At 40.3% G+C, this 12,054-nt stretch carries 21 protein-coding genes and 3 pseudogenes; 12 read left to right on the top strand and 12 right to left on the bottom strand.

What is annotated here, in order from left to right:
* Nucleotides 1-219: 219 nt before the first annotated feature.
* From H6G48_RS26155 to H6G48_RS06710, 5 genes and pseudogenes are all read right to left on the bottom strand, one after another.
* Nucleotides 220-294: pseudogene (locus H6G48_RS26155) on the bottom strand (PEP-CTERM sorting domain-containing protein); the annotation flags it as partial.
* Nucleotides 295-314: 20 nt separating this feature from the next.
* Nucleotides 315-668 carry a hypothetical protein gene (locus H6G48_RS06725; protein WP_149985244.1) on the bottom strand — a complete coding sequence of 118 codons (354 nt, stop codon included), beginning with the start codon at nucleotides 666-668 and terminating at the stop codon, nucleotides 315-317.
* A gap of 242 nt (nucleotides 669-910) precedes the next feature.
* Nucleotides 911-1,291: a hypothetical protein gene (locus H6G48_RS06720; protein WP_190720344.1), complete on the bottom strand. Its 381-nt coding sequence runs from the start codon at nucleotides 1,289-1,291 to the stop codon at nucleotides 911-913.
* Nucleotides 1,292-1,575: 284 nt separating this feature from the next.
* Entirely contained in the window at nucleotides 1,576-1,836 is a 261-nt protein-coding gene (locus H6G48_RS06715) for a type II toxin-antitoxin system RelE family toxin (protein ID WP_190720341.1), read from the bottom strand.
* On the bottom strand, nucleotides 1,836-2,051 hold the full coding sequence (locus tag H6G48_RS06710) for a hypothetical protein (RefSeq protein ID WP_002771553.1): 216 nt from the start codon (nucleotides 2,049-2,051) through the stop codon (nucleotides 1,836-1,838). The genes H6G48_RS06715 and H6G48_RS06710 overlap by 1 nt, the downstream gene beginning before the upstream one ends.
* A gap of 543 nt (nucleotides 2,052-2,594) precedes the next feature.
* On the opposite strand from H6G48_RS06710, the gene H6G48_RS06705 reads away from it, so the two are divergent.
* The 4 genes and pseudogenes from H6G48_RS06705 (at nucleotide 2,595) to H6G48_RS26150 (ending at nucleotide 3,926) form a co-directional block, all read left to right on the top strand.
* On the top strand, nucleotides 2,595-2,885 hold the full coding sequence (locus tag H6G48_RS06705; RefSeq protein WP_190720338.1) for a BrnT family toxin: 291 nt from the start codon (nucleotides 2,595-2,597) through the stop codon (nucleotides 2,883-2,885).
* Nucleotides 2,866-3,153: a BrnA antitoxin family protein gene (locus tag H6G48_RS06700; protein WP_190720335.1), complete on the top strand. Its 288-nt coding sequence runs from the start codon at nucleotides 2,866-2,868 to the stop codon at nucleotides 3,151-3,153. The genes H6G48_RS06705 and H6G48_RS06700 overlap by 20 nt, the downstream gene beginning before the upstream one ends.
* A gap of 88 nt (nucleotides 3,154-3,241) precedes the next feature.
* Nucleotides 3,242-3,580, top strand: a complete 339-nt coding sequence (locus tag H6G48_RS06695) for a UPF0175 family protein (RefSeq protein ID WP_190720332.1) — start codon at nucleotides 3,242-3,244, stop codon at nucleotides 3,578-3,580.
* Nucleotides 3,573-3,926: pseudogene (locus H6G48_RS26150) on the top strand (type II toxin-antitoxin system RelE/ParE family toxin). The gene H6G48_RS06695 and the pseudogene H6G48_RS26150 overlap by 8 nt, the downstream one beginning before the upstream one ends.
* Before the next feature lie 323 nt (nucleotides 3,927-4,249).
* Here H6G48_RS26150 and H6G48_RS26145 read toward each other — a convergent pair.
* Nucleotides 4,250-5,116 (bottom strand): PEP-CTERM sorting domain-containing protein, encoded by an 867-nt coding sequence (locus H6G48_RS26145; RefSeq protein ID WP_242034558.1) that lies wholly within the window; start codon nucleotides 5,114-5,116, stop codon nucleotides 4,250-4,252.
* 792 nt (nucleotides 5,117-5,908) lie between these two features.
* Here H6G48_RS26145 and H6G48_RS06680 point away from each other — a divergent pair.
* From H6G48_RS06680 to H6G48_RS06665, 4 genes are all read left to right on the top strand, one after another.
* Nucleotides 5,909-6,265 (top strand): type II toxin-antitoxin system RelE/ParE family toxin, encoded by a 357-nt coding sequence (locus tag H6G48_RS06680; protein WP_190720327.1) that lies wholly within the window; start codon nucleotides 5,909-5,911, stop codon nucleotides 6,263-6,265.
* Nucleotides 6,258-6,533 carry a helix-turn-helix domain-containing protein gene (locus H6G48_RS06675; RefSeq protein WP_190720324.1) on the top strand — a complete coding sequence of 92 codons (276 nt, stop codon included), beginning with the start codon at nucleotides 6,258-6,260 and terminating at the stop codon, nucleotides 6,531-6,533. The genes H6G48_RS06680 and H6G48_RS06675 overlap by 8 nt, the downstream gene beginning before the upstream one ends.
* A gap of 435 nt (nucleotides 6,534-6,968) precedes the next feature.
* Nucleotides 6,969-7,253: a type II toxin-antitoxin system Phd/YefM family antitoxin gene (locus tag H6G48_RS06670; RefSeq protein ID WP_012264090.1), complete on the top strand. Its 285-nt coding sequence runs from the start codon at nucleotides 6,969-6,971 to the stop codon at nucleotides 7,251-7,253.
* A complete protein-coding gene (locus H6G48_RS06665; protein WP_190720321.1) occupies nucleotides 7,243-7,566 on the top strand; it encodes a Txe/YoeB family addiction module toxin in 324 nt (107 codons plus the stop codon). Before H6G48_RS06670 ends, H6G48_RS06665 begins: the two co-directional genes overlap by 11 nt.
* 88 nt (nucleotides 7,567-7,654) lie before the next feature.
* On the opposite strand, the gene H6G48_RS06660 is transcribed toward H6G48_RS06665, so the two are convergent.
* The 5 genes and pseudogenes from H6G48_RS06660 to H6G48_RS06645 form a co-directional block, all read right to left on the bottom strand.
* Complete coding sequence (locus H6G48_RS06660; RefSeq protein ID WP_190720318.1) at nucleotides 7,655-7,894, bottom strand: hypothetical protein; 240 nt, start codon at nucleotides 7,892-7,894, stop codon at nucleotides 7,655-7,657.
* Nucleotides 7,895-7,953: 59 nt separating this feature from the next.
* On the bottom strand, nucleotides 7,954-8,133 hold the full coding sequence (locus H6G48_RS06655) for a hypothetical protein (protein WP_190720315.1): 180 nt from the start codon (nucleotides 8,131-8,133) through the stop codon (nucleotides 7,954-7,956).
* A gap of 125 nt (nucleotides 8,134-8,258) precedes the next feature.
* A pseudogene (locus H6G48_RS26140) lies at nucleotides 8,259-8,351 on the bottom strand (PEP-CTERM sorting domain-containing protein); the annotation flags it as partial.
* 5 nt (nucleotides 8,352-8,356) lie between these two features.
* Nucleotides 8,357-8,710 (bottom strand): hypothetical protein, encoded by a 354-nt coding sequence (locus H6G48_RS06650; RefSeq protein WP_036402756.1) that lies wholly within the window; start codon nucleotides 8,708-8,710, stop codon nucleotides 8,357-8,359.
* Nucleotides 8,711-8,715: 5 nt separating this feature from the next.
* Entirely contained in the window at nucleotides 8,716-9,132 is a 417-nt protein-coding gene (locus H6G48_RS06645; protein ID WP_190720312.1) for a hypothetical protein, read from the bottom strand.
* 340 nt (nucleotides 9,133-9,472) lie between these two features.
* On the opposite strand from H6G48_RS06645, the gene H6G48_RS06640 reads away from it, so the two are divergent.
* From H6G48_RS06640 to H6G48_RS06625, 4 genes are all read left to right on the top strand, one after another.
* Nucleotides 9,473-9,718 carry a UPF0175 family protein gene (locus tag H6G48_RS06640; protein ID WP_002748168.1) on the top strand — a complete coding sequence of 82 codons (246 nt, stop codon included), beginning with the start codon at nucleotides 9,473-9,475 and terminating at the stop codon, nucleotides 9,716-9,718.
* Nucleotides 9,715-10,224, top strand: a complete 510-nt coding sequence (locus H6G48_RS06635) for a PIN domain-containing protein (RefSeq protein WP_190720309.1) — start codon at nucleotides 9,715-9,717, stop codon at nucleotides 10,222-10,224. Before H6G48_RS06640 ends, H6G48_RS06635 begins: the two co-directional genes overlap by 4 nt.
* Nucleotides 10,225-10,296: 72 nt before the next feature.
* Nucleotides 10,297-10,635, top strand: coding sequence for a UPF0175 family protein (locus H6G48_RS06630; RefSeq protein ID WP_002797781.1), 339 nt, complete (start codon nucleotides 10,297-10,299; stop codon nucleotides 10,633-10,635).
* Nucleotides 10,628-10,981, top strand: coding sequence for a type II toxin-antitoxin system RelE/ParE family toxin (locus H6G48_RS06625; protein ID WP_147069762.1), 354 nt, complete (start codon nucleotides 10,628-10,630; stop codon nucleotides 10,979-10,981). The genes H6G48_RS06630 and H6G48_RS06625 overlap by 8 nt, the downstream gene beginning before the upstream one ends.
* A 75-nt stretch (nucleotides 10,982-11,056) precedes the next feature.
* On the opposite strand, the gene H6G48_RS26135 is transcribed toward H6G48_RS06625, so the two are convergent.
* Nucleotides 11,057-11,788: a PEP-CTERM sorting domain-containing protein gene (locus H6G48_RS26135; RefSeq protein ID WP_242034557.1), complete on the bottom strand. Its 732-nt coding sequence runs from the start codon at nucleotides 11,786-11,788 to the stop codon at nucleotides 11,057-11,059.
* Between the last annotated feature and the right edge of the window lie 266 nt (nucleotides 11,789-12,054).

Genomic DNA, 12,054 nt, shown 5'->3' with positions numbered 1-12,054 from the left:
GCCATTTTCAAGGGGAAAATGTACCCAGTAGCGTCTTTTCAATTTTTTCTGAGAAGCGACCTGCAGTAAGGGTTTTGTTGATTTTTTAGTATTTCTGTATGGGGGAAGTCCAGTTAGAAAGCGAAACAGAGGCTGAATAGTTGTTTGATAAGCGAAAGGAAAAAAATAAACCCCCTCAAGATTGAATGAAGGGGCATTTATGGTATTTTTAGAGGCAATTTAGCCTACTTTTGTGGTTTCTTTTTCGGTGGATTTAGAGGGTTTTAGTTTGCGCTTAAGGGTTGAAGCTGCGCTAGAGCCGAAGGTGATGATACTCAAACTGTTATTTTTTGTACTGTAGATTTTGTGGTTATTTCCTTAGGATGTCTGAACAATTGACCTTCATTTTGGTAGAAAACTTCATAATCTGGGGCCAGTTCAAGACATAACTGTTTCCATAAACTAATTCCTTCTTGTTTAAAATCCATTTCAGCTTGCTGATTAGGAAAATCTGATAAAGGTGGATAGTCTTGATTTAAAGTCTTATCGTAAGTATCCTGCCATGGGTTTAAACGCTGAATAGTTGCTTGACTTAATGGCAATTCTTCAGGAGCAATGTTATCAATTTCATCTACTCCCCAAAGTGGGTAACTTCCATAATCTGCCCAAAGTTTGATTCTGATTGCCATAACTATCATTCCTGAATCAGTTTGTTAATTAATCGAGCCGTAGGTTGGGTTGAGCTATCATTATTGCTCTGGTATTACCCATCGGCTCAAAAGGCGAAACCCAACAAAAATTGTGAAAATATTCCAGGAAGTTGTTGGGTTTCCTTGCGTCAACCCAACCTACGAGTCTGGCAATGGGTTTTAGGCAATATATCACTAAAAATTATCAATTGAATGTTAAGAAGTGCGGAAAGTGAGTTAAATTAATATATGATGAAAGGTGTCTCACCACCGAAAGCAGCGATCCAATAATATCTCCTATCCCCTGTACTTGTACGACAAGGTTCAAAAGCTTTATGAAAAACAGTTTTTTCCATACATCTTCCTGATTTCACGGGGATAAAACAAACTGATCCTTGTACATATGCACCAGTCATAGCTGGCACTATATAGGTTTCGTTACTTCGATTAATACACCTATATACTCGACCAGATTGAGCTATTAAAAAGTCTTTGTTCTCACTTAAGTTAAATTTTTTAGGGTTAGACTCTACTTTAGAGCCTCCTGTTGATTCTACGGGTCGAGACACAGTTAGTCCCAATAAAGTTAATACAGCCGTCATGTATATTACACTTGTTTTCATCAATGTATCTCCTCAAGGTGCGTTCGCCCCCTCGCAGCTAGGTGAAGCAACAACCCAACCCAACACTAAAGGCGGATAGTAGAACAATACACACTCCCCCCCCCACAACTGTATTAAAAGCTACAATTTAATAAATCTTTACATTCCTCTCCCTAGCTTAGCGATCGAGATTTTGGGGTTTTTGGGGACTTCAAGAGCTTGAAATTGTACAATAAGGTTGTACAAGTATCCCTTAAAAATCATGTTAAGCAAAGAAACCACTTACTCTCAAACACAGTATTTTATCAACTGTAGATATCTCGGCGATGTCCAACCTTGTGGATGGTAATGCGTTCTGCTTCGGGTGCAAAAGAATAGATAATTCTATAGTCACCGACTCGAAGCTTGAAAAGACCACTCAAATTAGCACTTAAAGCTTGAGGACTAACATTTTCAAAATTATCCGACAACCAGCGAACTTTCCGCAAAATTCGCTCTTGAATGATAGGAGCGAGTGCTTCTAAATCAGCGATTGCTTCACGGCTAAATTCTACCAAGTAAGCCATTACCAGTTTAATCCTAATTTTTTGGCTACTTCCTCGGCTGAAACCCCCTTTTCTCCTATTTCAGTCCGTCTTAGAGAGTCAAGAAGTTGTTGCTTAACTTCAGGTTTGACTTCTTTGTCTTGGTCAGGATCGAGTAAGATAGATTGGATAGTTTCGGCAACAGTTTCTTGAATGAGGAGCTTGAGTTCTTCAACGGTTAGCTCTTTAACTTGCATATTTTTAACTGGTATAGAAGAATAAACTACTCCTAATTTTGGCACTAAATTGGCTATTTGGCTCTTCTCGACCTTGTGTGATCATCAATGCTTTGTCTCGTGCCAAGGTAGAACCTCTGGAAATGCGTTGCCAGGGAGACCCTAGCAACGAGGTGATAGTTGTTTAATAAGCGAAAGGAAAAAATAAACCCCCTCAAGATTGATTTAAGGGGCATTTATGGTATTTTTAGAGGCAATTTAGCCGACTTTTGTGGTTTCTTTTTCTTCGGATTTAGAGGGTTTTAGTTGGCGTTTGAGGGCTGAAGCTGCGCCGGAGCCGAAAGGGATGATAATTAACACATACCGCTCAAACTATTATCTTTTGATGATGAGTAATTTGTTGAGCTTGCTCTTGCTGCTAAATCGGTAGTGATACTGGCATTATATCTGGATAATGTTATGATCCCGACAGGGGTAAATTTTATTGCGATTGCGTTAGCGCAAATACAATGTTGATAAAAATTAATGTAGTAACCATAATATAGCTACATTTGGAGAGTAAAATTGAAGTGGACATGGGACGACAACAAAAATCGGACAAACAAGCGCGATCACGGCTTGAGCTTTGAAGCCGCTCAATATGTTTTTGCCGATCCTCTCGCTGTCAGCCGTCCTGATCCATGCCCAGAGGAAGAACGCTGGCAGACTATCGGACTGATCGGTAAACTGACTGTATTTGTGGTGCATACTTGGCCGGAGTCTAATTCAGTGACAGGAGAGGAAACGGGACGAATTATTAGCGCACGCAGGGCAACAGCCCATGAAAGGAGGGCTTATGAAGAAGGGAGATTCTAATCGAGTACCGCCAGAGATACAGGCTGAAATTGACGCTCTAGCCGTGTCACAAGAGCCTATCCGCACGGATTTGATCCCGGAGGCTACGGGAGATTGGAGCAGGGCCCAGCGTGGTGTATTTTATCGTCCGCTCAAACAGCAGATCACTCTAAGCCTTGATGCTGACCTGATAGACTGGTTCAAAACCCAGGCCACACAAGAAGAGGGGTATCAGACCAGTATTAATCGCGCCCTGCGAGAATATGTGGAAACACAGGCAAAAAAATAAACCCCCTCAAGATTGAATGAAGGGGTATTTATGGTATTTTTAGAGGCAATTTAGCCTACTTTTGTGGTTTCTTTTTAATGGCGATACAATGAAGTTACCACCACTTAATGAAACCTCTATGAGCCTCATCCTTCCCTCTGAACTTCTGCAAACAGTACAAATGACTGAAGCTCAAATGCTCACGGAAATCGCTATCATGCTTTATCAGCAGCAACGTCTTCAATTTGAACAAGCAGCCGAACTAACGGGAATGGCGATCGATGATTTCTACCAATTGCTAGTATCGCGTAATATCCTCACTCCACCCACGGACCCCGACGACGAACCAAAAGAACTCATCCTCACCAGTCTTCGTATTTCTCTTCAGCAAGCTAAAGAGGGCCAAGTACATCCCATCTCTGAACTGTGGGATGGCATAGATGACTGAAAAAATTACCCCCATTAAGCTTCTTTTCTCTGATCAATTCAAGGATCGACTTCGCATCCTCGCCAAACGCTATCGGAGCATTCGTACTGACCTACAACCCCTAATTGATGACCTTCAGATAGGCAAATTCATCGGCGATCAAATACCAGGAATAGGCTAGACTGTCTTTAAAGTTCGCCTCAAAAACAGTGATATTCAAAAGGGCAAAAGTAGCGGCTATCGTGTTATCTATCAACTTAAAGACAATAGTTGTGTTTTGATGCTCCTCATCTATGCCAAATCTGACCAAACAGACATCCCGGCGCAGCAAATTCAAGACATCATTAATAAGTTTGACAGTTTTTAGAAGTATTAATAGATGCCAAAAATAAACCCCCTCAAGATTGATTGAAGGGGGCATTTATGCAGGGTGAGAGCATCTCAAACGCTATTGACAATTAGCCAATTTTGTGAACCGCTTGCTGTGTGGGCATTTCAAGTGATACCAGTCAATCAGAATAGTTACGAAATATTCACATTTGGTCGATTTTTGCTTAACAATTGAGATGGCCAATTCTCCTCAAATATGCCTGAATCGCTCTCTGGGTAAGCAAATCACATAAAGTTGATTTTGTCAAGAATTGTTAAGATGCGCTTACCCTGGGCATTTATGGTATTTTACTAAGCAATTTAGCCTACTTTTGTGGTTTCTTTTTCAGTGGATTTAGAGGGTTTTAGTTGGCGCTTGAGGGTTGAAGCTGCACCGAGTGTGCTGAGGACTGCAAGACCAATAAGAGAATTGGGTTCAGGAACATTAACACTGATATGTGCGCCGAAAATAGTACCGCTATACGCACCGCCAGCATCTCTTTGGTAAACATAAAGCCAGTTTTGTCCTGGGTTTAACAAACCCTCAATTCCAGATTGAGAAGCAGAATATTCTGGATTACGGCCCGCACCGCTGAAACTACTACTAAGAAGATTACCGTTAATATATACTCCAATTGGGTTGGGATCAGAAAAATATGGTGGTGGACCGCCATTCGCGTTCGCTGGAGTGTATTCTCCCAAAATATCATCTACTGCCCAATACATCTCGATCGCAGCGCTGTTGATGGTTGGTTCAGGTACGTTAAAACGATAGGCATATAGCACCGAAGCTGCTGGAGAACCATAAAAACTCGGTGACAGGTCCACCTGCCAGTTAATCCATCGCGCATTGGGAGCGCTTGGGAGAGAAGGAATCCAAACCCAAGGAGGGAGAAAAGGTGCAACTACCTTGGCAGAACCGCATATATCGAGGCCGGAACAACCTATCCCTTGCGCTTTGGCAAAATCGGCCGCAGTGAAGGGATTTAGTGACAGTGGATTTACAGATGCTCCCAATGTCCAGTAGGTAATGTTGGTATCTGTTTGACCCGGTGTTCCGGAATTTAGACCCACTTGGCCACTGTTTAGAAATATTGTAGAAGCTTGAACTTGATTTGGTAAAACTGCCGTTCCTAGGGTAGCGATGGCGAAGACCCCCAAGAAACTATGGGTAAATTTGTTATTCATCAGATATTCAATTTAGTTTACATATTCCGGTTGTAATTTCTCCCCCCCCCCCACAACTGTATCAAAAGCTACAATTTAATAAATCTTTATATTTCTCTCCCTGGCAGCTATCCACCTTGGACAATAGCGACATCCCCTCCCACTCCCCGCCAAGAAACCCATCCTCAACGCCCAGATGATTTCCGAAGTTAGAGGACAACCAGAATAAGGACCAATATTAACTGACGGGACTCAACTGCCCCAAGACTGTATCTCAGAATACATTTTACCCACCAAACCTAAGAGAGCTGCGGATTCTCTATTTTGTTATAATTAGTGTCATTCGTTCGGTTTTAGCAGGGAAAAATATTCCGACACTTGCACAACTCTGACAATTTTAAGTACCTAAGCAAAATTAATTACACATATCGTAAGGATTCAGGTCATACAAAAAGCAGTCAAACCCATGCTGTGTAAGCATTTAGGCGAATTATGGACAAATCCTCATTCTCATTAAGAAACGCTGAAAGGCTTAATTTTCGTGCTTATTGAGAATGAAACTGTTAGTTTAGCGAGTTCTGAGATTTGAGAAGCCGCTCTGTGACTGCATTTGAGGCACCTGAATCCTTACCACATATCTAACCACCTCTTGCATGAGTGCCCATCTTCACTAGGAAATTTATTTGGCACGACTACTTATTGAATGAAGATGTAAGATAATGCACAACCAATGACTGGCGATATGGAATCACTACAATCCCAATGAAATGGCATCACTAAAATATTGAAATGTTTTCTTAAACTGATTATTATATGAAGGAGATTGTTTTTTATCGTACCCAGTCAGGAGCCAGCCCCGTTGAAGATTTTTTAAATTCTCTGTCTGGAAAACAAGCTCAAAAAGTGTTGTGGGTGTTACGCTTAATTCAGGAGTTAGATTCTGTCCCGAGTCAATACCTGAAAAAATTAGTCAATACTGATGATATTTGGGAAGTGAGGGTTCAGATTGGCAATAATATATTCCGTCTGCTGGGCTTTTTTGGAGAAAGTGATTTAATTATTTTAACGAACGGATTTGCCAAAAAGACTCAAAAAACACCATCTCAAGAGATTTATTTGGCAGAGCAACGAAAACGAGACTACTTAAACAGGAGATTCGACGATGAGTGATGTAGAACAATATATTAACAGGAGAAAACAAACTGACAGTCAATTTTGCCAAGGCTTCGAGTCTGGTTATCTCAGTTTCAAGCTGGGAGTTATCTTAGCACAGGCAAGAGAAGAAGCTGGACTGACTCAGGAAGAATTAGCGCGTAAGTTAAATTGGGATAAAGCAACAGTTTTCAACCTAGAAGAGAATGTGGAATCTGTCGGTATTTCTACTTTAGAAAAATACGTCAAAGCTTTAGGAAAGGAACTTGTTGTGGAAATAAGATAGCGGCTTCTGTGGGTTGTCGATTCAGAAAATCCCGTCCCGCACCAACTAGCTGATAGACTGGGGATAAGCTGTGCTGAATTTAAACTGCGTATTGGAATTTTTAGTACAAATGCTCGAACTTTCTCTCCCTGCTCCCTTCTCCCTTGCAGTCTTAACGAGCAATTCAGATAGTCAACAGCTTAATATCCCTCCGGCCAATCAGTTCATCTCCCTGAATCGGTGGAACTGTTGGCTTTTCTAGGTTTGGCTAAGGAACAGCCCAACCCAACACCAAAGCTGTACGACAATAGAGTACACACAAAACTAAACTAAGCTGTAGCCTGAGCTACAATTTTATAAATCTTTACATTCTCCTCCCTTCGGATTTTGGGGTTTTTGGGGAGTTCAAGAGCTTGAAATTGTACAATAAGGTCGTACAAGTATCCCCTAAAAATCATGTTAAGCAAAGAAACCACCTACTCTCAGGCGAGAATGAATTTAGCCAGTATCTTAGATCAGGTGTGTGACGAATCGCAAATTATCGTCATTAAGCGTCGCAATCAGAAAAATGTGGCCTTAATTGCTGAAGATGAGCTTTCCAGTTTATTAGAGTGTGTTTATTTATTGCGCTCGCCAGAAAATGCCCAACGCTTATTTCGCTCTTTAGCATGGACCCAGACAGAAGATGCAACTCCTCAAACATTAGCTGAATTGAAAGAGGAGTTAGGAATTGAGTCCTAAAAGAGAAAATAAGCCAGATAAACCTCAAAACAATCCTATTCATCGTTATTTGCCCGTTTTTAGTCCTGATTTCAAAGCAGATTTAGCTTGGTGGTATCGGAACGAACCGAAAAAAGGCGATAAAATCTTAGACTTAGTAGCAGATATTTTGGATGGCGATCCGTTTACAGGATTGGGTAAACCCGAACCTCTTAAGTATATTGCTGCCGACACTTGGTCACGACGGATCGATTTAGAGCATCGTTTAGTTTATAAAGTCACAGGAAATAAGGTTTATTTTTTACAAGCTCGCTATCATTATCAATCAGGCTAAACTCAGACAAACCCATCAAGAAACTTTACAGGAGAAAGGGGACAAAGAACGTATTTTGTCGGTTCTTTTTCGATGGATTGAGAAGGTTTTAGTTGGCAACTGATAATAAAGCTTCTTCTATTGGCTTTGGTAACTCAATAGCATGAAACCGATTCACAGAAAAAGCGTAATCCTCACCACTTTCATCAATAACCCGAATTAGACTGTTTATTTCTGCGGTCTCATCAGGGATAACGCAGTATATTTTGCCAACTTCTAGTGAAGCTTCGTAGCCTTCATTATTGAGACAAACTGCGAACTTATTTGTTGGAGATGACTCTATTTTCATGGTCAATCTAGAAACGGTAGCTTGAGCTTAAATTCTTTTTTGCCGATGCCATGAGCTTCCTACCAATGGACTTCAGCTAACCTTACTATACCATTGGCAAGCTGAACTTGGGCTATGCCCTTTAATTTTCTCCATTTACCTTTGCCATACTGTTTTTGCAACCGTTCCCGATTACGAATTCCTGTTCCTGTGGCAATAATCTCGATATTCGTAATATCGCTGATAATCTCAAAGTCCACGATCGATCAAGCAATCTTAAAGAGTGGCCTTTCATTATAGCATCTATTGCCAAAAAAGAGATATAAAAAAACAAACCCCCCTCAAGATTGATTGAAGGAGTATTGATGGTATTTTTAGAGGCAATTTAGCCGACTTTTGTGGTTTCTTTTTCAGTGGATTTAGAGGGTTTTAGTTGGCGCTTAAGGGTTGCACCTGCGCCGAGAGTGCCGAGGGTGATGATACTCAAACTGTTATTTTTTGTACTGTAGATTTTGTGGTTATTTCCTTAGGATGTCTGAACAATTGACCTTCATTTTGGTAGAAAACTTCATAATCCGGGGCCAGTTCAAGACGTAACTGTTTCCATAAACTAATTCCTTCTTGTTTAAAATCCATTTCAGCTTGCTGATTAGGAAAATCTGATAAAGGTGGATAGTCTTGATTTAAAGTCTTATCGTAAGTATCCTGCCATGCGTTTAAACGCTGAATAGTTGCTTGACTTAATGGCAATTCTTCAGGAGCAATGTTATCAATTTCATCTACTCCCCAAAGTGGGTAACTTCCATAATCTGCCCAAAGTTTGATTCTGATTGCCATAACTATCATTCCTGAATAAGTTTGTTAATTAATCGAGTTGGAGTTGGATTAGCACTCACTAAGTAACCATTATGACTAATTTCTAGAGAAACATACTGAATAATTCCATTGATTTCTACTTTATAAATTATGCGACTTTTTCCTTGTATGCCAATAATTTTTCCCTCACTAATAGCTGTTACAATTAAATCGGAAATTTGTTCTTCAGTAATACCTCTCTGGAGAAAATCTTCTCGATGATTTTCTAGAATATGCAGCAATCCAGAACCTTTGTCACCTGCTTTTCCAGTTTCTAGAAAAACAATTTTCCCGCTAGGATCTTGAGTAATTATGATAATATTTTCTGGGGTATGTTTGATTGCTGCTTTTTTAAGTTCAGCAATCAGGAGTTTTTTCTGATCGTTGTTCGGATTCGACCTCATTGCCGATTATAGCTCAAGATTGTGTAATTTGATCTAGTTTACTCACCCTTCAATTATACAATAAAACCCCCTCAAGATTGATTGAAGTGGCATTTCTGGTATTTTTAGAGGCAATTTAGCCTACTTTTGTGGTTTCTTTTTCGGTGGATTGGGAGGGTTTTAGTTGGCAACTGATAATAAAGCCTCTTCTATTAGCTTTGGTAACTCAATAGCATAAAACCGATTCTTAATGTGTAAAATGTGTAAGAGGAAGAGACGCAAAAAATAAACCCCCTCAACTGACTAAATGAAGGGGGTTATGATATTATTCCAATAGGAAAGGATAGATAGGGTTATAGCCATGAGTATTGATATCTCCGATGAAATTCTCAGTGCCACACGCATGACTGAAGCTGAGATGAGGCAGGAAATTGCGGTCATGCTCTTTCAAAAAGAGAAGCTCACCCTTGCTCAAGCGAGTCGATTTGCAGGAATGAATCGTATTGCTTTTCAACACCTACTTGCAAGTCGTCAAATTCCGGTACACTACGATGTCGAAGATTTTGAACAGGATATTAAGAACTTGCGGGAGATGGGAAGATTGTGATTGTTGTCAGTGATACATCCCCTATCAACAATCTTGCCGCCATTAATCAACTTCATCTGCTACAACAACTTTACGAAATAGTTTTTATTCCTGAAGCAGTTTATCGAGAATTAACTGAGCCTGATTTTCTGGTAGCAGGTTCAATAGAGGTACAAACCTTAGATTGGATTCAAACTCGAACGGTAACTAACCGCACAGTGATTGAAGCTCTTGCAGATGAACTAGATAAGGGAGAAGCTGAGGCTATTGCTTTAGCACTTGAGTTGGGAGCAGATCAAGTTTTGATTGATGAGCGTCGTGGTCGTAGAATTGCTGCTAGACTTAATCTTCGATACACAGGAATTCTGGGCATTTTAGTTGAGGCGAAGAATCGACGGTTAATCTCTGAGGTGAAACCCTTGCTAGACGCTTTGATTGATCGAGCAGGATTTTGGGTTGCTGCACCTTTATACAGCAGTGTTTTACAGATTGTTGATGAAGAAAAAAATAAACCCCCTCAAGATTGAATGAAGGGGTATTTATGGTATTTTTAGAGGCAATTTAGCCTACTTTTGTGGTTTCTTTTTAATGGCGATACAATGAAGTTACCACCACTTAATGAAACCTCTATGAGCCTCATCCTTCCCTCTGAACTTCTGCAAACAGTACAAATGACTGAAGCTCAAATGCTCACGGAAATCGCTATCATGCTTTATCAGCAGCAACGTCTTCAATTTGAACAAGCAGCCGAACTAACGGGAATGGCGATCGATGATTTCTACCAATTGCTAGTATCGCGTAATATCCTCACTCCACCCACGGATCCCGACGACGAACCAAAAGAACTCATCCTCACCAGTCTTCGTATTTCTCTTCAGCAAGCTAAAGAGGGCAAAGTACATCCCATCTCTGAACTGTGGGATGGCATAGATGACTGAAAAAATTACCCCCATTAAGCTTCTTTTCTCCGATCAATTCAAGGATCGACTTCGCATCCTCGCCAAACGCTATCGGAGCATTCGTACTGATATACAACCCCTAATTGATGACCTTCAGATAGGCAAATTCATCGGCGATAAAATACCAGGAATAGGCTACACTGTCTTTAAAGTTCGCCTCAAAAACAGCGATATTCAAAAGGGCAAAAGTAGCGGCTATCGTGTTATCTATCAACTTAAAGACAATAGTTGTGTTTTGATGCTCCTCATCTATGCCAAATCTGACCAAACAGACATCCCAGCGCAGCAAATTCAAGACATCATTAATAAGTTTGACAGTTTTTAGAAGTATTAATAGATGCCAAAAATAAACCCCCTCAAGATTGAATGAAGGGGTATTTATGGTATTTTTAGAGGCAATTTAGCCGACTTTTGTGGTTTCTTTTTCGATGAATTGGCAGGGTTTTAGTTTGCGCTTGAGGGTTGAAGCTGCGCCGAGAGTACCGAGAGCGAAGAGGCTGAGGGTTGAGGTGGGTTCGGGAATATGCACACCACTCAAGCTAAACTTCCATTGCTGTAACTCTAAATTTGGACCTATTGGTTTTAAAATTTCTATCGATGCTTTATAAGAATCAAAATGAGGTTCGTGATTTACTATGGCTACAGTTGGGTTTGTGGCTTGAAAATCGCCAACTAATATAGGAGGTCCACCAACTATTGCCTTTCCAGTTGATAAGATGGATTGCGTAAAAGAGAAAATTTCTCCTGGATTAACATCCTCATCAGTATGGGGTCCAATTTCATGCCGAATGTTATTGGAGAAAATTTTTACTCCTTCTATACTATTATTAGGATTTCCCACAATGACTGTTCCTTTCCAATAAGTCCCATTTAAATCAATACTAATAGTTCCGTCTATATTATCATCTCTTATATCCCAGACAGTTTCCGTCCAAAACGGTTGAGGGTTAATTTCAAAAGAAAAAGCATGAGAATCTTCTTGAAAGTTACAATTTAGTAAAAAGTCAGAACATTGAGAAACAGGTATGCTAACTGCTCCTGCTTTGTTTGTTGTAGCCAAGCTCAAAGCTGCAAAAGTGGCAGTAACTAGAGTTGCAACGCCGACTAATTTATTTGACTTGAAAAGGTTCATAAAGTGTGCCTAAATGAGTTGTAAATTATTGTCTCCCTCATAGCTCAGATCAAGCAATAGCCCAACCCAAGACCAAAGGGAGATAGCCGAAGGATACACACTCCCCCCCCTACAAATGTATTAAAAGCTACAATTCAATAAATCTTTATATTTCTGAACTTCCCCCGTATAAACATACTAGCTATGGCTAAAAGTCTTACAGAGCCTGAGTTAAAGCAATATAATACTAATGGACTACTGGACACAAAATCCTGAATTCCTTACGC

This window comes from Microcystis flos-aquae FACHB-1344, from assembly GCF_014698375.1.
In the GTDB taxonomy this organism is placed as follows: Bacteria; Cyanobacteriota; Cyanobacteriia; order Cyanobacteriales; family Microcystaceae; genus Microcystis; species Microcystis aeruginosa.
The sequence above is the reverse complement of the archived record's forward strand: the minus strand, read 5'-3'. Positions and strand labels throughout refer to the sequence as shown.